Here is a 16,723-nt window from a genome sequence, read left to right as displayed (position 1 = left end):
GGGACCCCATGTCTCAGGAGATCTACATTTCCGGTATCGGCATTGCGCCGGAGGTTCTCGCTGCGGTCGTTTCGCGCTCCGTCGAGGAGATCGAGGGCATCGCGTCGGTCGGCGTGAAGGACCTCGCCACCAACCTCGTCTCGATGCTCTCTGCGCGCAGCACCGCCGCCGCTCCTGCGGTCGAGACCGAGGTCGTAGATGACCAGCTTGCGATCACGGTGCACCTTGTCGTGTTCTTCGGCTATCCGTTCAAGAAGCTCGCCGAGGTCGTGCGCGAGGCGGTCGTCCACGCTATCGATGCCCAGGTGGGCGTTTCCGTGGCGCGCGTCGATGTGTGCATCGACGGGCTCGTCTTCCCCAAGGAGTAGTAGTGAGCCTCAAAGTAGAACGCGGGCGCACGCTTGCCCGCAGCCAGGCCCTTCAGCTCCTCTTCCAGGCCGAGATTCTCGGGCGCACCGTCGACGATGTGCTCGCAGGCGATTATCTTTTGGCGCGCGCCTCCGAGGAGGCAAGCCCGCTCGTTCCTTACGCTGCCGAGCTGGCGCGCGGTTGCTATGCGCATATCGGCGAGATCGACCGAGGCCTTGCCCGGGTTTCGGAGAACTGGGCTCTTGACCGCATGCCCGGCTCGGACCGCAATCTGCTGCGCCTTGCCGTCTACGAGCTGCGGTTCTCGCCAGAGCGCGTCGATGATGCCGTGGTGATCAACGAGGCCGTTGAGATTGCCAAGGCGTACGGCACCGATGAATCGGCAAGCTTTGTTAACGGCGTGCTTGGGCGCGTGGTGCGCGATTCCCGCATCTTCCCGCGCCCCGTTGATTCCACGCCTGCGGAGGACTCGGCTGCGCCCGCCTTGGGCGCACAGGCGACGGATGCCGTTGAGGCTGCTGAGCCGCCCGCTGCCGAAGCTCCCGTGTCGAGTGAGGGCTGCTAGGTATGGCTGAGATCGCCCCGAACAGCTTCGCCGATATTACGGAGCGCTTGGACGAAATCATCTCGGTCGTGCGCTCGAAGGACACGTCGCTCGAGCGCAGCCTCGACCTGTATGACGAGGCCATCGAGCTTGGGTCTCGTGCTGCAGAGCTCGTCGATAGCTTCGATCTGAGCCCTGAGGAGGCAGCACAGCTCGATCAGGCGGCTCGTGCCGACGACACCTCCCTCGATGCTGCGGCCCAGGATGGGTCCGATTCGGCTTCCGATGCGGGCGCCGATGCAGCGCCTCCAACTGAATAGGGCTTGCGTGCCATGAAGCGCGTACGCCTCGATGATGAACTCGTTGCTCAGGGCATCTGCGTTGATCGCGCGGATGCCCTGCGCACCTTGATGGCCGGTGATGTCTCTGCGCGGGGAGAACGTCTCACCTCACCCGGCATGATGGTCGACCCCGGCCTTCCTTTGCATGTCAAGGGGCGTCTTCCCTATGTTGGGAGGGGAGGTCTTAAGCTCGAGGGCGCGCTCGATGCCTTCGGCGTGGATCCTTCCGGCCTTGCGTGCGGAGATATCGGGTGCTCGACTGGCGGCTTTACCGATTGCCTTCTTAAGCGCGGTGCTGCCTCGGTTATTGCAGTCGATGTTGGTAGAGCGCAGTTCGCATGGTCGCTGAGAAACGATGAGCGCGTCACGCTCCTAGAGCGGACGAATGTGGTCGATCTGCCCTCGCTGGGCTATCGCGCCTGCTGCGATCTGGTCGTCTGCGACGTTTCCTTTACGAGCATTGCGCACATTATCGATGCCGTCATCGCCTTGCTCGTTCCTGGCGGCCGCTTTCTCACGCTCGTTAAACCCCAGTTCGAGGCACCTGCCTCTGAGGTCGGTGAAGGAGGGATCGTGCGCGATCCGAACGTACGTCGTCGCGTACTCGAGCAAGCGGTAGACCTGTTCTCCGGGCGCGGCCTCACGCCGGAGGGTGTGTGCACCTCGCCCATAACGGGTACGAAGGGTAACGTTGAGTTCTTTCTCCTTGGTCGTCTGGGCTCCGGCGGTGAAACTGAGGTTGCCGCGGCGCGCGAACGGGTTCTCTCATCCATCGAAGGGGTGGTGGGCGCATGAAGGTCTTTCTCGTGCCGAACTACTATAAAAACGAGGCGGTCGAGAGCGGCCTGGCGCTCGAGCTCTGGCTTTCGCGCCAGGGTTATGAGGTGGCATGGGCGGCAGATCAACGCTCTAAGATCGTCTCGACTCCCGATATTGAGGGCTCGGACCTTGTTATCTCCCTTGGCGGCGATGGCACGCTTCTGCGGGCTGCGCGCATCGTCGGCTATCAGGAGATTCCAATACTTGGATTGTCCTATGGGCATCTTGGGTTCCTCACGGCTGCAAGTCCCGATGATACCGACATCCTCTCCGTGGTGAGCGATGCCCTGGCGGGCGAGATGCACGTGAGTCGGCGCGCCACACTCGCCATCGATGTCTTCGCGCATACCGACGAAGGTGAAGAGCAGACCCTCGATACCTTTGCATTAAACGATCTCGCCCTCACGCGCGGTCCTCTTTCCGACATGGTTGAGTTCACCATCACGGTGTCGGGGCACCGCATCGATCGGCTGCGGGGCGACGGCGTGGTCGTGTCGACGGCGACGGGGTCTACCGGTTATGCGCTTTCGGCGGGCGGCCCTATCGTAAGTCCAGATTACACCGGCATGGTGTGCGTGCCCATTGCGCCGCATACCATTCAGGCCCGCGCGTTTTTGACCTCGCCTTCCGATGTGGTCGAGATCGAGATGTCGCGCGATCGCCCCTCTATCCCCGCTGTTGCCGTCGATGGCGTGTTTGTAGCGAAGGATGCCGTGGTCGACCGTGTGGTTGCTCGCCGCGGGCCGGGTGATATCCTGCTGCTCGATTACGGCCCTGAAAGCTTCTATACCTCGGTGTCTCGCGTGTTCTACGGAGTCCACCATGATCGATGAGATTCACGTTCTTGACCTCGCGCTCATCCATGAAGCGACCTTTTCTCCGGCGGCGGGCCTTACCGTGCTCACCGGCGAGACCGGTGCCGGTAAGACGGCGCTTCTCTCTGCTCTGAAGCTTCTGGTGGGTGAGCGCGCGGATGCGTCGCTCGTGCGCGAGGGTGCTGAGTGCGCCGTCGTCGAGGGGCGGGTTTTTCGCGATTCTCATGACGTTGAGGGCGTTTGCGCATCGCGCAGGGTTGGCGCCGACGGTCGGAGCCGGGTGCGCCTCGATGGGCATTTGGGAAGCGTGCGCGAGCTTACGCAGGCGATCGGCCCTACGATCGACCTCTGCGGCCAGCATGAGCATCAGCGATTGCTCGATGCCGCGGCGCATGTCGAGATGGTTGACGCTTGGGCGGGTGCTCCGGTAGCCGCAGCACTTGAGGGGTATCGTGAAGCGCTGAAGCGTGCTCGCGCGGCTAAAGATGAGCTTGACCGGGTCACGGCGGCGGCGCGCACGCAGGGCTCTCGTCTCGAGGAGGCGAGATTTGCGCTCGAGCGCATCGATGAGGTGGATCCCCAAGAGGGTGAGTTCGAGGAACTCGAAGAAACCTTGCCGCGTGCGGAGCACGCCGAGGCGCTCGCGGGCACCGCGCACGAGGCGGCCGAAGCTATTTCGGGCGAGGGCGGCGCGCTCGACGCACTGAATTCGGCGATTGCCGAGCTTGCGCGTATGGGATCGGTCGACGCCAAGCTTGCCCAGTTCGCCGACACCTTGACCGGTGCGGCCATCACGCTCGAAGACGCCTCGTCTGACCTCAGAAGATATCGCGATAACATCGACTTCGATCCTGCCGAGCTTGCGCAGCTTCAGGAGCGCTTTTCAGCGTTTAAGGGATTGCTCAGACAGTTCGGCCCCCGCATGGAAGACGTCTTTGCCCGCCGCGAGGATGCGCGTGAGCTGCTTGCCGTCGTAAGTGATGGTGAGGCGCGGATCAAGCGCGCGCAGGAGGCGGTCGATGTTGCAGAGGCGGCGCTCGCCAAAGCGGCCAAGATGCTTACCAAGCGCCGTAATGAGGCAGCGCCTCGCTTTTGCCGCGAGGCTGGCAAACAGATGGCGCGTTTGAAGATGGGGCATGCTGAGCTCGTTTGGGAGTCGAGGCCGCTGCCGCGTGAGCGCTGGAACGAGACTGGACCCACGACGTGCGAGCTTTTGTACCGCAGCGGTGCCGGCCTGACGCCGCGACCGCTTCGGCGCATCGCCTCTGGCGGCGAGCTCTCGCGCGTCATGCTTGCCTGCAAAGTCGTTTTGGGGGAGACCGACGGTGTGGATACCCTCGTCTTCGATGAGGTCGATGCCGGCGTGGGCGGTGCCGTGGCCCGCTCGCTTGCAGCGGTGTTGGCTGACCTTGCTCGTACGCATCAGGTCATCGTCGTGACCCACTTGGCACAGGTCGCCGTGATGGGGGAGCGCCACTACGTAGTGCGCAAGGACGACGCCGATGTGCCCGAAACGCAGCTTGCCGAGGTTTCGGGCGAAGCGCGCGTGCACGAGATCGCCCGCATGCTCTCCGGCGATGAATCCGAGGCGTCTCTCATCCATGCCCGCCAGATGCTTCAAGAATCCGGCACCTGGCAGTGAATCGTAGACACCCGGTGCTGGCGATTCATTTGAGATGATCGGCGAGGAGCTGGAGGGCGTGGCGGTAGCCGGCAAGGCCTTCGCCGGCTACGCGGGCAAAGCAGGCCATGCCAGCATACGAGACCTGCCGGAAGTCCTCGCGCTCATCCACGGCAGAGATGTGAACCTCGACGGCGGGGATGCTCACGGCTTTGAGTGCATCGAGAATGCCGATGCTTGTATGCGTAAACGCAGCCGGATTGATGACGATGCCGTCCACCGTGCCGTATGCATCCTGAATCCGGTCAATGATCGCGCCCTCGTGGTTCGACTGAAAGACCTCAACATCGTCGAATCCAAACTCGCTGCCAGCTTCCTTGCATATGCGAACAAGGTCGTCATAGGTTTCTCGACCATAGATGTTTGGCTCGCGTATGCCGACCATGTTGATATTCGGTCCATTGATGACAAGTGCGTTCACGAGGCCCCTTCCTACCTTGATAAAATGAACCGGGTTCGTTTTATCAAACCTGCTGAGATTCGCGTACAAGCTGTGTAATGGCGGCCCGCGCGGTGGCATCGGCCGACTCGCGCGAGGTCACAACGACATCAGCCCAGCTTCGATAGCGCGGCATGCGCTCTTCGGCGAGCTTCTGAACCCCGTCGCGCTGCGAGACCGGCCGTCCCTTGCTCGAAAGCTCCCCAAGGGGCCGGTCGAGCATCACGATCCGGCTGTTCTGGTGAAGGAGGGGATAGTTCTCAGCCCGCGTCACCACACCCCCGCCGCATGAGAGCACGATGCTGCCGCGTCTGGCAACCTTGCCCAAGAGGGCAGTTTCCTCGCGTCGGAATGCGGCCTCGCCGCGCTCGGTGATAAACGTGGAGCAGCTGCAGCCAAGGCGCTCTTCAAGGGCCCAATCAAGATCGATGTGCTCGCGCCCAAGCCTCTGGGCGATACGCTGGCCAACGCGGGTTTTACCTGCCCCCGGCATGCCGATGAGGGCGATGTTCTGCATCTCGTATCCAAGCTCGTTTGTCACGGCGGCAATGCGTTCGGCGGAGTAATCCTCGCCTGTGAAATCATGGAGCGAGCCCGCGGCTTGCGCCACGAGCATGAGGAGCCCACCAGCCACCGGGATGCCTCGGTGCTCAGCCTCCATCATAAGCCCGGTGCGCGCAGGGTTGTACACGATGTCAACGACGGCCTCCAGGTGGGGGAGCGCATCGAGCGTGCAGGGTGCCCCAGGGCAGGACGGGTACATTCCGGCAGGCGTAGCGTTCACGGCGAGTGCGGCGTCAGCAAAGCGCGGAAGATCCTCGTAGGTCACCTCTCCGGTGCGTCCCACGGCAATCGGCTCCATGCCTAAATCTGCAAGAACCGCCATGCAAGTCGTACCGGCGCCGCCGTGCCCGCCGAAAACGAGCGCGCGCTTGCCGGTAAGCTCGAGCCGGAGCGACTGCACCAACGTTTTGAAGCCGAAGTAATCGGTGTTGTCGCCGCGAAGGCGGCCGTCGGAAAGCCGGACGATGGTGTTCGCGTTGCCTAAACGCCGGGCAGATTCGGACAGTTCATCAAGATACGGCATGACCGTTCGCTTATAGGGAATCGTGACGTTGAGGCCTTGCCATGTGCCCTCACGCAAGAACTGCTCGACCTCGCCAGGCTCCCGCTCGAAGCGCTCGTAGCCCGTGATACCGGCAAGGAGCTCGTAGATGCGCGGGGAGTAGGTGTGCCCGAGGGTGCGGCCAAGCAGGCCGTAGCGAGGCGTATCCTCGCAACCATACGCCATCACAGCACCTCCGTGTAGCTGCCGAAGTATTTGACGCTTTCGCACACGTCATCGAGGCTGTCGAGGAGCGTGTCGAGGGGCTCGGTGCCCGCAGGGCTCTCGATATCGAAGTAGAACATGAACTCGAAATCGCGGCCGGGGATGGGCCGGCTTTCAAGTTTAACGAGGTTGATATCGAGGGCGTAGAAGCGCTCGAGCACGCGGTACAGAGATCCTGGCTCGTGTTTCATCGTGAGCATGAGCGAAGTGCGCGTGGCGCCAGGGAAGATCTGCGGCTCTGCCGAGACGACGATGAAGCGCGTGTAGTTGTTGTCGGAATCCTGCACGTTCGATTCGAGCACATCGAGGCCGTAGAGGGCGGCGCAATCGCGCGATGAGAGGGCCGCGATATCGTTTCGAGGGGAGCGAGAGACGAACTCGGCTGCCTGAGCGGTATTCTTGAGCTCATGGGCGGTAACACCGAGCTGTTCTAGATAGTCGCTGCATTGCGCGATAGCCTGTTCATGCGAGTAGACCTCGCGTATATTCTCCCGATGCACGCCGGGGCGCGCGAGCAGGTTGTGATCGATCTTGAGGCGAAGGCTCCTTACGATGGAAAACGAGTACTCGGCGAGAAGGTCGTAGACGGCATTCACCGAGCCTGCCGTGGAGTTCTCGATAGGAAGCACGCCAAAGTCGCAGAGGCCTTCGCGCACCGCGCGGAATACGCCTTCAAAGGTGCTGAAGAACGTGATGCCGGGCACGCGGAAGAGCTTGCACGCGGCGATCTGGCTATAGGCGCCCTCGACGCCCTGGCATGCTACGCTCGCTGTGGCTGGGAAGGGCTCGCTCACCGGCTTGAGGCTTGCGTGTGCGCGCGCGGATCGGCTTTCGCCGGTACCGCGTGCAATGATGCGCTGCTGCTCTGCCTTGTTCATGCTCATGAGGAGCGAGAAGAGCGCGACGGCTTGCGGTTGGAGGCGCTCGGGCGAGCGGCGCGCCACGTCCAGCAGCTTCTCTCGTTCCCGTGCGGGGTCGAAGACCGCTTTGCCTGAGCCGATCTTTGACTCGGCAACCTCGGCGGCGAGCTCCATCCTCTGGCAGAAGAGGTCCAGCAGCTTGTGGTCGACTTCGTCGATCCGGTTGCGCACGTCTGCTAAGTCCATGATCGTCCCTTCGGTCCAGAAAACGGCTAAAGAGCTCTGTGGCCCTGAGATTCGAGGATTAGGTCGAGGAGCGCGAGCGCGCAGACGGCTTCGGCTACGGGCACGGCTCTCGGTACGATGCAGGGGTCGTGTCGCCCTCGAACGACAAGGTCGGCATCGCACCCCGCATCGAGGTCGACGCTTTGCTGTCTCCTCCCGATGGACGGCGTGGGCTTCACGGCCATCTGCCAGACGATGGGCATACCGGTTGAGATGCCGCCCAAGATGCCCCCGGCGTTGTTGGTCTGCGGCGCCACGTTGCCGTGGTCCATACGGTAGGGGTCGTTGTTCTGGCTTCCACGTAAATAGGCAGCTGAGAAGCCGGCCCCGAAATCAACACCCTTGACTGCGGGTATGCCGAATGCGACGCGGGCGATTCGGTTCTCGATGCCATCGAACATTGGATCGCCGAGCCCTGCGGGCACGCCATACGCCACGCACTCGATAACGCCGCCGACGCTATCGAGATCGTTGCGCGCATCGAGGATGCATTCCCTCATGGCCTCCGCAGCCCCCTCATCGATGCAGGGAAAACCATGGGAACTCAGACGGGTGAGCTGGTCCTCATCAAGCTCCATATGATTGAGCGGGGTGTCGGGTATGCCTTGAGGGCCCAGGTTGGCGATGTGGGCCGCGATTCGGATTCCTCGCTGCGCGAGAGCCTGGAGCGCGATACCGCCGGCGATACAAAGCGGTGCGGTGAGCCTTCCTGAGAAATGGCCGCCTCCCGCCACATCGTTGAACCCGTTGTAGCGGATGCGCGCAGGGTAATCCGCATGCCCCGGCCTGGGCACGCGACGCAGCTCGTCGTAATCCTGCGAGCGCGTGTTCTCGTTCTCGATAATCGCCGCAATGGGGGCTCCGGTCGTATGGGCGTCGACGACGCCGCATAGAATGCGCGCCCGGTCCGCTTCCCGGCGCGTCGTGGCCGTGGCGTCGCGACCGGGGGCGCGGCGGTCCAGGAAGTTCTGGAGCTCGTCAAGATCGAGCGGAACGCCCGCAGGCATACCGTCAATCGAGCAACCGATGGCCGGTGCATGCGACTCCCCGAAAATGCTCACCCTGAGCGCGGTACCCAACATCGACGACATGCGATCACTCCTCGCTCAACGCTACCGAGCCGCCAAGAGCCCGATAATGCTCGAAGAACAGCGGATACGACTTGTTCACGGCCTCTGCTCCGTGGATCTCGACCGGCTCGCTCGAACGCGTCGCTGCGACGGCGGCCATCATGGCGATGCGATGGTCGTTATGGGCGCACACCACCCCGCCGGAAAGCTCATCGACACCTTCGATGACGAGGTCGTCGTCAACAATCCTGACCCGCGCCCCGAGGTTGCACAGCTCTTTCGTGGTCGTTTGAAGGCGATCGGATTCCTTGATGCGCAAACGCGAGCAATCGCGGATCACCGTCGTTCCCTTTGCTACCGAAGCTACGGCCGAAAGGACGGGTACCAGATCCGGCACATCGCGCGCGCTGAGCGTGAAACCATGGAGCGTGCCAGGTTGCACCGTCGCAGCGCCCGTCGAACGGCGGATGCGCGCGCCAAAGCACGAGAGGGCGGCCAGGACATTGCGGTCCCCTTGTGCCGAGGAAAGCGAGAGGCCGCTGACGGTGATGCATTCTGTGCCCATCGCACCGGCGCATAGCCAAAAAGCGGCATTGGACCAATCGCCCTCGACGGAAACGCTACCGGGGGTGCGGTAGGGGCTTCCGTCGAGCAGGTAGCGCGTGCGCGGTTGACCGTCGAGCGCCGCTCCCGTCTCAACGCGAACGGATACCCCGAAGGTTTCGAGCGCCTGAAGCGTGAGGGCGATGTAGGGCTTGCTCTCGATGGTCCCCGTGACCTCGATGACACTCGGCTGACCAAGAATCGGAAGCGCAAGAAGCAGGCCCGATATGTACTGGGAGCTTACATTGCCGGGAAGCTTGAACGTTCCCGCTCGCAGGCGCCCTTTCGTGGTGAGCGGAAGGCTGCCAAGGCCCTGAAGGTCGCATCCTGCGGCGATGAGCTCCTCGGCGAGAGGGGAGAGCGGTCGCTCTCCCAGCCTCCCGGCACCGGTGAAGGTTGCGTCTGCGCCAAGTGCGCAGGCTACGGGAAGCATGAAACGAAGCGTGGAACCAGATTCACCGCAATCGAGTGTAGCCCCAGCCAGTGCGCGCAGGATTCCGTGCTCTTGGCTCTTGGGTATGGGGTGGACGCGCAATCCCTGCTCCGCCCGCTCCACCTTTGCGCCAAACGCTTCAAGACAGCGAATCGTTGCCTCGATATCGGCGCAGGAGGTGTTGCAGGTCACGTCGGTCACGCCGTTGGCCAGCGCGGCGGCGATGATGAGGCGGTGTGCGACGGACTTCGAGGCAATGGCGGATACGGTGCCGGCAAGATGTGCCGGAGCGATGCGAGCGATCATCGAGAGGCTTCCTCTCCAATACGGTCGTTGTCTGCGGGTGCTTTATCTGGTACGGCGGGCGCGTTCGCTGCGGAAGAGAGCCCGTCATAGAGAAAGTCCCTGAACTCCTGCAAGTCCATCGTCTCGATCGAACACGAGCCGATCTCGTGGGGGAGGACGACATCGATGGAGTATCCTTGCCGTTTTTTATCGTGGAGAGCTTCGGCAAAGATCTGCTCTGCATCCCATCGGCACGAGGTGGCGAGCCCATGGCGACGAACGAGGTCCCCGATACGCTGAGGCACGGTCTCGTCACATACCCCTCGCGCAGCTGCTGCCCGCGCGATGATGCCCATGCCCAATGCGACGCAGTTCCCATGTCCCAGCTGATACGCTTCGAGCGCTTCGATAGCATGGCCCGCGCTATGGCCGAAGTTGAGGAGCTTCCTCAAGCCCGATTCGCGCTCATCCGCTACGACCACATCGCGCTTGATCTCGATGTTGCGTGCGATAATCGCGGCAACAAGGCCGAGATTCTGCGTAAGGAGCTCTTGGGTGAGCGGTGTCTGCTCCAGTTGGCTGAAGAGCGCGGCGTCGCAGATGACACCGTGCTTGACGATCTCCCCGCAGCCGTCGGAAAGCTGCTCTGCTGTGAGGGTGCCGAGGCAACCCACGTCGGCGATGACGATGCTCGGCTGCCAGAAGGCGCCTGCAAGGTTCTTGCCCGCTGCAAGGTCGATGGCGGTCTTTCCGCCCACTGAAGAATCGACCATGGCCAAAAGGCTCGTGGGAATCTGGGCGAACCGTATGCCGCGCATGTAGGTCGCTGCGGCGAAGCCGGCTACATCTCCGACCACGCCTCCACCAAGGGCCACGACCACATCCTTGCGACCGAGTTCGTTTTCGGCAATAAACTCAAGGATTTCGATAAGAGTGTCTGCCCGCTTGTGCTCTTCCCCCGCTTCGAACATGTGGACGCACGTAGTGTAGCCCGCCTCGGCGAGGCTCTTGGTCACGATGTGCGCGTAGAGCGGCCCCACGTTCGTATCGGTGATGACGGCGGCACGCGAGCCCCTGCATGCGTCGCGAATGAGCTCGCCGGACTGCTCGAGGAGCATCGTGCCGATATGCACGCGATACGGCGACGAGCAGTTGATATCGATCGTATACATAGGAAAGCTCCAATCGAGGTGGCCGATGGCTTCGGCGTGGGCCATGCCCGTGTACCCGGGGGCGGTGCCAGATAGATGCGCGTGTACGTTAGGCGCTTGACGCCTCGTCATCGAGCGCGCGCTTGATGCGGTCGCCTTCAGCGAGCAGCATGCGCAGCCGGTCGCGGTCACCTGCATCGAGGGCGAGGCGGTATGCGTCGAGAGCCTCGATGAGCGAAGCGATCTCTTGGGATAGGTTCTTCGCGTCGTCCATCATGAGTTCGGCCCACATGCCGGGGTTCAGGTGCGCCACGCGCGTGAGGTCGCGATAGCTTCCCGCGGAAAATCCGTGGTGCGCGCGTGCCGTGGGGCTTTTCACGTAGGCGTTTGAAACGACGTGCGCAAGCTGGCTCGTGAACGCGATGACGCGATCGTGCTCCTCGGGGCTCGTGACGCTAAAGCTACCGAACCCTACGGGGGCAAGGAGCGTGTGGACGCGGTCGAGCAAGGTGAGGCGGCGGGCATCATCGGTTTCGGGCGGAACGAGGACCATGGGCGCGCCGCGGAAAAGGTCCGCGCGCGCATGCGCGAAGCCGGAGAACTGCGTGCCGGCCATGGGGTGCGTGCCCACGAACGCGAAGCCGTTCACGCGGGCAAGCTCGAAAGCGCGTGCGCAGACGGCCTCCTTCACGCCAGCAGTATCGATAACGATAGGGCCGCGTGAGGTATCTGGGTCAGAGATGCGCCCGAGTATTTTGGCATGTTCCTCAAGCCATTCGATGCACGCTTGCGGATAGGCAGCGAGGATGATGAGGTCGCAGGAGGGGATGGACGCATCGTCGAGCGGTGCCTCAACCGTCTCGATCATGGAAGCGTCCATCGTGTCTCGGTCGGTGTCGAGGGCATAAACCGTGGCTCCGAGCGAGCGGTACGCACGGGCGAAGCTTCCGCCGATAAGGCCGAGGCCTACAATGCCTACGCACATGCTGCGGCAAGCCGCATTGCGGGGTGCATCCGCAGCGGTTATTCCCTGTTCCCGTTCCACCTGCTCCTCCTGCTGTTCTGCCATGGCCTATGCGCTCGCTTCCGGGGTGATCGCCTCACGGATGATCTGGATGCGGCGCATGACGTCGTCGAACATATCGGGCGTGAGGGCCTGCGCGCCGTCGGACCACGCGTGGCTCGGGTCGTCGTGGACCTCGATCTCGAGGCCGTCCGCGCCCGCGGCGGTGGCGGCGAGAGCCATGGGCTCCACGTAGCGGGTGTAGCCGGTCGCGTGGCTCGGGTCGGCAACGACGGGCAAGTGCGAGAGGTAGTGGAGCACGGGCACCGCGTTCAGGTCGAAGGTGTTTCGTGTGCGCGTCTCGAACGTGCGGATGCCGCGCTCGCAGAGGATCACGTTGTCGTTGCCCTCGCTCATGATGTACTCGGCTGCCATGAGGAGCTCGTCGATGGTGCCGGACATGCCGCGCTTCAAGAGGACCGGCGTCTGCGTCTTGCCAACCTCCTTGAGCAGCGGGAAGTTCTGGGCATTCCGTGCGCCGATCTGCATGACGTCGATCTTCTTGTCGAGGAAGAGCTGGACGTCACGTGGGTCCATGATTTCGGTGACGATAGGCATGTCGAGCTCGGCGCGCGCCTCGCAGAGGAGGTCGAGGCCTTCGGCTCCCATGCCTTGGTAGGCATACGGGCTCGTACGCGGCTTATAGGCTCCGCCTCGAAGCATCGTTGCCCCTGCGGCCTTCACGCGTCGGGCGATGCGGATGAGGTTCTCGCCCTCCACCGAGCAGGGGCCGGCGATTACCTGGAAGTTTCCACCGCCGATCTTTACGTCAAAGCCGCAGTCCACTACGGTGTCGGTGGGGTGGAACTTGCGGTTGGCTTTCTTGAAGGGCTCAGAGACGCGCTGCACGCGCTCCACGATGTCCATGCTCTCGAGCAAGAAGGGGTCGATCTTGGTGGTATCGCCCACGAGGCCGATGATCAGCTCATCGGTTCCTTGGCTCACATGAGCCTCCAAGCCCTTCTTTTCTATCCAACTGACGAGGTGGCAAACAGCGCTCTCGTCGGCATTCTTCTTGAGGATGGCAATCATGTCGTCTCCTGGCTTTGCCGTGGTTGCGCCAGCTTTGGCGCGGGATAAGTCGTCATATTGTATACCAAGGCGAACGTATGGGCGGGCAGGGTGCGGCGCGGCATCATCTCGTTACAGAAGGTGCTGGCGAGGTGCTCCTTTGGGTTTTGCAGGGCTTTCAACCCGTCCTTCGCGCAGGGCGGGGGCGGCCTTCTTGGTCGCAAAAGGTGTACACGAGCGTCAAAATTCTTACGTTTTTACCTGTTTTGTGACGCTCATGTACACCTTTTGCCGCGGTACGCCTTTGCTGCGGCGCGCCTTTCACGGCGCGCTCACCGTGCTCGCGTGTTCTATGGTTCCCCCTGCAGCCGATTCAAAGTTGCCCGCGCGCTGCGTTTGGGTATAATGCATGGTGCTTCGTCCCTTTAGCTCAGTGGATTAGAGCGTCTGCCTCCGGAGCAGAAGGCCGCAGGTTCGAATCCTGTAAGGGACACCAGATTGGTCAACCCGGGTTGCTTCACGCGGCCCGGGTTTTTCTTTACAAGAGCGTGGGGCGCCCTCACAGCGGTTCGCGGTAACCGGGTTTCTGAGGATTTCCGCCGTGGGGATGCGATGGTTGTGCCTGATGCTGTGTTTGTCCGTGCTTTGCACGGGGCATACAATGGCACGTTAGTATTAAGAGCTTATCGTGCCCGCGTATGGGCGCGGTTCATGTGCTGAACGTGTTGTGGGGAGACGCCATGGCTCAAGAAGCCGAAGAGAGAGCAGTTGGAGCCATGGGCTCGCCAGAGGATGGGCCCCTTTCCGGCCTTACCGCCTCCGAGGTGTCCGAACGCATCGAACAAGGCCGCGTTAACGTCAATATGGAGCTCAAGACCAAATCGGTTCGAGAGCTCATTGCCGACAACCTTTTCACGCTCTTCAATCTCATCAACCTCGTTCTCGCAATCCTTGTGATCATCGCAGGTTCGTTCAAAAACCTCACCTTCCTCGCCATCGTCTTTCTCAACACGGGCATCGGCGTCGTGCAGTCGCTGCGCTCTAAGCGCATGGTGGACAAACTCACGCTCCTTGCCACCAAGAAGGCGCGCGTCATTCGCGATGGCCGCGAGGTTGAGCTCGATCTCGACCAGATCGTGATCGACGACCTCGTCAAGCTTGGGCGCGGCGACCAGATTCCCGCCGACGCCATCGTGGTTGACGGTGAGGCGCAGGTGAACGAGAGCTTGCTCACCGGTGAGAGCGACCTCATCAAAAAGACAACGGGCGACGAGCTCATGAGCGGCAGCTTCCTTGATTCGGGCCTCGTGTACGCGCGGGTTATCCATGTGGGCGCCGAGAACTACGTGGCCAAGATCAATAATGAGGCCAAGTATGTCAAGAAGGTCAACTCCGAGATTCTGAATACCCTGAACGTTATCGTGCGGTTTGCGAGCGTCATCATGCTGCCGCTCGGCATCGCGCTTTTCATCTCGAGTCTTTCGGAAAGCTATGTGGAGGCCGGTGCGCCGGGAACGGGCCTGTGGGGCTGGTTCACCGGAGAGCTTGCGCAAGGGCACGTGCCCTCGGACGAGATCCTTTCCGTCACGGGCGCCCTTCTCGGCATGATCCCGCAAGGGCTCGTGCTTCTCACCTCGTCGGTGCTCGCCATCGCAACCATTCGCCTCGCCCGCAAGAACGTGCTTGCCCAGCAGCTCTACTGCATCGAAACGCTTGCCCGCGTGGACGTGCTCTGCCTCGACAAGACGGGAACCATTACCTCGGGGCGCATGACGGTCGAGGGCACGTATCCGTTGCCTGTTGAGGGGTCCGTTGCCCGGGACGCCGCGGAGCTCCTGCCGCGGGAGGTGTCGGTGCTCGATTTCGCCCTGGCGAACGTGGCGCGCGCGACCTCAGCCGATGCCAACGAGACCTGTAAGGCGCTGCTCGATTTCTATGCCGAGAGCCAGGTGCCCGTAAGGAAGCCCGAGCGCGTGGTTCCGTTCTCGTCGGCGAAGAAGTGGAGCGGAGCATCCTTCGCGGAGGGCGCGTTTGTTATGGGCGCGGCGCAGTTCGTGCTCGCGCCTGCGGAGTTCGCTGAAGTTGAGATGCGCGTCGCAGAGCTGGCGAGCACCTGCCGTGTGCTCGTGGTGGCGCATGTGGACGGCTTTACCGAAGACGGAGAGATGGTGGGCACCGCGCGCCCCGTGGGCTTTGTGACCATTCGGGATGAAATCCGTACTTCAGCAGCCGAGACCATCGGATACTTCTGCGAGCAGGGCGTCGAGCTCAATGTCATCTCGGGCGACGACCCGCGGACCGTCTCGAGTATCGCGCAGGTCGTTGGGGTTCCCGGTGCGGATGCCTATGTGGACGCCACCACACTCGATACCGCAGCCAAGATCGATGCCGCGGTAGATCGCTACCATGTGTTCGGCCGCGTGACGCCTCAGCAGAAGCGCGAGCTCGTACAGGCGCTCAAGCGGCGTGGCCACACCGTCGCCATGACGGGTGACGGCGTAAACGACGTGCTCGCTCTTAAGGAAGCCGACTGCTCTGTGGCGATGGCAGCGGGTTCCGATGCGGCCCGCAACGTCGCTGAGATCGTGCTCGTGGACAATGATTTCGCGAGCATGCCCGCCGTGGTCGCCGAGGGCCGCCGTGCAATCAACAACCTCCAGCGATCTGCTGCGCTCTTTCTCACCAAGACGCTCTTCTCCATGGGGCTCGCGGCGATCTGCATCGCGTTCCCCCCATACCCGTTCCAGCCAATCCAGATGACGCTCATCAACTTCTTCTGCATCGGCTATCCCGGCTTCGTGCTCGGTCTCGAGGCGAACAGGGCGCGCGTTGAAGGAAGCTTCCTCGTAAACGTTATCAAGCGCGCGCTTCCCGCATCGATTTCCGTTGTCGTGGCCGCCTGCCTGTGCATGATGGGAGCCGCCTTTGCCGGGCTCGATAACCGGACGCTTTCCACCATGTGCCTCGTCACGACGAGCGTCATAGGCTGCTGCCTCATCTTCCGCATCTCCCAGCCGTTTACGCTCCTCCGGCGTCTTCTCTTCGCGTCGATCGTTTCCGGTCTGGTGATCGGCGTGGTGGCGTTCCCCGACTTCTTCTCTATCGCCCGGCTCTCGCTTGGCCTCGTCGTCTATCTCGTGATCATTGCCTTGGCCTGCAGCCTCCTATTCATGAAGCTCGCTGGTGCTATGGACGCTCAGGCTCCTAAAACCACCAGGCTCGCGACGGGCTTTGGTCGCGGCGTCAGGGTCACGCGCCGGCGCAGGGGAGTGTCGCAGGTGACTTCGACCGGCTCCACCGCTCGCCGAGCGATCACGCGCGCCTATGCATCCATGACGCGCCGTCAAGAGCGCCGCGCGCTCGAACGGGCAGAATCGCATGCCGAGGAGGCGTTGGACGAATCGGCTTCGCCCCGCTCCGCCGCGCCGGAACCTTCAGAGTCACGCGAGATGCATCGTGCACCTGAACGCGCGCATGGAAGTGCTCGCGCGCGTGGTGTGAAGGGCGCGAGGAGCTCCTCGGGTGTTTCTGTAACAAAATCGGCTTCGGGCATTCGCGTGAAGATGCCCGCCCGCAGACGCGGTAGGATGGGAAACGGCCATACCCCTACCTCCTGATGGGAGC

General features: G+C 62.5%; 15 protein-coding genes and 1 tRNA gene. 8 read left to right on the top strand and 8 right to left on the bottom strand.

The window, feature by feature from the left end; all coding sequences use genetic code 11:
* The first annotated feature begins 8 nt into the window (after positions 1–8).
* Genes HGEM_RS05380 through HGEM_RS05355 form a run of 6 tightly spaced genes read left to right on the top strand, consistent with a single transcriptional unit; the run spans position 9 to position 4,530 of the window.
* A complete protein-coding gene (locus HGEM_RS05380; RefSeq protein ID WP_019128391.1) occupies positions 9–368 on the top strand; it encodes an Asp23/Gls24 family envelope stress response protein in 360 nt (119 codons plus the stop codon).
* A 2-nt stretch (positions 369–370) separates the two neighbouring features.
* The gene (gene nusB / locus HGEM_RS05375) at positions 371–934 is read left to right on the top strand and encodes a transcription antitermination factor NusB (protein ID WP_019128390.1); all 564 of its coding nucleotides are present in this window, start codon (positions 371–373) and stop codon (positions 932–934) included.
* A gap of 2 nt (positions 935–936) precedes the next feature.
* On the top strand, positions 937–1,233 hold the full coding sequence (locus HGEM_RS05370) for an exodeoxyribonuclease VII small subunit (RefSeq protein ID WP_019128389.1): 297 nt from the start codon (positions 937–939) through the stop codon (positions 1,231–1,233).
* Between the two features lie 12 nt (positions 1,234–1,245).
* The gene (locus tag HGEM_RS05365; protein ID WP_019128388.1) at positions 1,246–2,049 is read left to right on the top strand and encodes a TlyA family RNA methyltransferase; all 804 of its coding nucleotides are present in this window, start codon (positions 1,246–1,248) and stop codon (positions 2,047–2,049) included.
* On the top strand, positions 2,046–2,906 hold the full coding sequence (locus HGEM_RS05360) for an NAD(+)/NADH kinase (RefSeq protein ID WP_019128387.1): 861 nt from the start codon (positions 2,046–2,048) through the stop codon (positions 2,904–2,906). The genes HGEM_RS05365 and HGEM_RS05360 overlap by 4 nt, the downstream gene beginning before the upstream one ends.
* A complete protein-coding gene (locus HGEM_RS05355) occupies positions 2,896–4,530 on the top strand; it encodes a DNA repair protein RecN (RefSeq protein WP_019128386.1) in 1,635 nt (544 codons plus the stop codon). Before HGEM_RS05360 ends, HGEM_RS05355 begins: the two co-directional genes overlap by 11 nt.
* A 25-nt stretch (positions 4,531–4,555) precedes the next feature.
* On the opposite strand, the gene aroQ is transcribed toward HGEM_RS05355, so the two are convergent.
* The 8 genes from aroQ to aroF form a co-directional block, all read right to left on the bottom strand.
* The gene (gene aroQ, locus HGEM_RS05350) at positions 4,556–4,990 is read right to left on the bottom strand and encodes a type II 3-dehydroquinate dehydratase (protein WP_019128385.1); all 435 of its coding nucleotides are present in this window, start codon (positions 4,988–4,990) and stop codon (positions 4,556–4,558) included.
* Positions 4,991–5,033: 43 nt separating this feature from the next.
* Positions 5,034–6,299 carry a shikimate kinase gene (locus tag HGEM_RS05345; RefSeq protein WP_019128384.1) on the bottom strand — a complete coding sequence of 422 codons (1,266 nt, stop codon included), beginning with the start codon at positions 6,297–6,299 and terminating at the stop codon, positions 5,034–5,036.
* Positions 6,299–7,444 (bottom strand): prephenate dehydratase, encoded by a 1,146-nt coding sequence (gene pheA / locus HGEM_RS05340; protein WP_019128383.1) that lies wholly within the window; start codon positions 7,442–7,444, stop codon positions 6,299–6,301. Before pheA ends, HGEM_RS05345 begins: the two co-directional genes overlap by 1 nt.
* 26 nt (positions 7,445–7,470) lie before the next feature.
* Entirely contained in the window at positions 7,471–8,574 is a 1,104-nt protein-coding gene (gene aroC / locus HGEM_RS05335) for a chorismate synthase (RefSeq protein ID WP_019128382.1), read from the bottom strand.
* 4 nt (positions 8,575–8,578) lie between these two features.
* Positions 8,579–9,895, bottom strand: a complete 1,317-nt coding sequence (gene aroA, locus HGEM_RS05330) for a 3-phosphoshikimate 1-carboxyvinyltransferase (protein WP_019128381.1) — start codon at positions 9,893–9,895, stop codon at positions 8,579–8,581.
* A complete protein-coding gene (gene aroB, locus HGEM_RS05325; protein WP_051008442.1) occupies positions 9,892–11,046 on the bottom strand; it encodes a 3-dehydroquinate synthase in 1,155 nt (384 codons plus the stop codon). Before aroB ends, aroA begins: the two co-directional genes overlap by 4 nt.
* A gap of 88 nt (positions 11,047–11,134) precedes the next feature.
* On the bottom strand, positions 11,135–12,094 hold the full coding sequence (locus HGEM_RS05320) for a prephenate dehydrogenase/arogenate dehydrogenase family protein (protein WP_019128379.1): 960 nt from the start codon (positions 12,092–12,094) through the stop codon (positions 11,135–11,137).
* Positions 12,095–12,097: 3 nt separating this feature from the next.
* The gene (aroF, locus tag HGEM_RS05315) at positions 12,098–13,120 is read right to left on the bottom strand and encodes a 3-deoxy-7-phosphoheptulonate synthase (RefSeq protein ID WP_019128378.1); all 1,023 of its coding nucleotides are present in this window, start codon (positions 13,118–13,120) and stop codon (positions 12,098–12,100) included.
* 398 nt (positions 13,121–13,518) lie between these two features.
* Here aroF and HGEM_RS05310 point away from each other — a divergent pair.
* Together HGEM_RS05310 and HGEM_RS05305 are read left to right on the top strand one after the other, a co-directional pair.
* Positions 13,519–13,595: transfer RNA gene (locus HGEM_RS05310), tRNA-Arg, on the top strand.
* A 244-nt stretch (positions 13,596–13,839) separates the two neighbouring features.
* On the top strand, positions 13,840–16,716 hold the full coding sequence (locus HGEM_RS05305; RefSeq protein ID WP_420834427.1) for an HAD-IC family P-type ATPase: 2,877 nt from the start codon (positions 13,840–13,842) through the stop codon (positions 16,714–16,716).
* Positions 16,717–16,723: the final 7 nt, after the last annotated feature.

The sequence above is a fragment of the Enorma massiliensis phI genome (genome assembly GCF_000311845.1).
GTDB lineage: Bacteria > Actinomycetota > Coriobacteriia > Coriobacteriales > Coriobacteriaceae > Enorma > Enorma massiliensis.
Note: the sequence above shows the minus strand (reverse complement) of the source record. Positions and strands in the feature narration are given on the sequence as shown.

Bases quoted from the DNA above. Each gene is read 5' to 3' on its own strand.
- HGEM_RS05380 (WP_019128391.1), top strand. From the start codon at position 9: ATGTCTCAGGAGATCTACATTTCCGGTATCGGCATTGCGCCGGAGGTT.
- HGEM_RS05370 (WP_019128389.1), top strand. From the start codon at position 937: ATGGCTGAGATCGCCCCGAACAGCTTCGCCGATATTACGGAGCGCTTG.
- HGEM_RS05365 (WP_019128388.1), top strand. From the start codon at position 1,246: ATGAAGCGCGTACGCCTCGATGATGAACTCGTTGCTCAGGGCATCTGC.
- HGEM_RS05360 (WP_019128387.1), top strand. From the start codon at position 2,046: ATGAAGGTCTTTCTCGTGCCGAACTACTATAAAAACGAGGCGGTCGAG.
- HGEM_RS05355 (WP_019128386.1), top strand. From the start codon at position 2,896: ATGATCGATGAGATTCACGTTCTTGACCTCGCGCTCATCCATGAAGCG.
- HGEM_RS05345 (WP_019128384.1), bottom strand. From the start codon at position 6,299: ATGGCGTATGGTTGCGAGGATACGCCTCGCTACGGCCTGCTTGGCCGC.
- pheA (WP_019128383.1), bottom strand. From the start codon at position 7,444: ATGGACTTAGCAGACGTGCGCAACCGGATCGACGAAGTCGACCACAAG.
- aroC (WP_019128382.1), bottom strand. From the start codon at position 8,574: ATGTCGTCGATGTTGGGTACCGCGCTCAGGGTGAGCATTTTCGGGGAG.
- aroA (WP_019128381.1), bottom strand. From the start codon at position 9,895: ATGATCGCTCGCATCGCTCCGGCACATCTTGCCGGCACCGTATCCGCC.
- aroB (WP_051008442.1), bottom strand. From the start codon at position 11,046: ATGTATACGATCGATATCAACTGCTCGTCGCCGTATCGCGTGCATATC.
- HGEM_RS05320 (WP_019128379.1), bottom strand. From the start codon at position 12,094: ATGGCAGAACAGCAGGAGGAGCAGGTGGAACGGGAACAGGGAATAACC.
- aroF (WP_019128378.1), bottom strand. From the start codon at position 13,120: ATGATTGCCATCCTCAAGAAGAATGCCGACGAGAGCGCTGTTTGCCAC.
- HGEM_RS05305 (WP_420834427.1), top strand. From the start codon at position 13,840: ATGGCTCAAGAAGCCGAAGAGAGAGCAGTTGGAGCCATGGGCTCGCCA.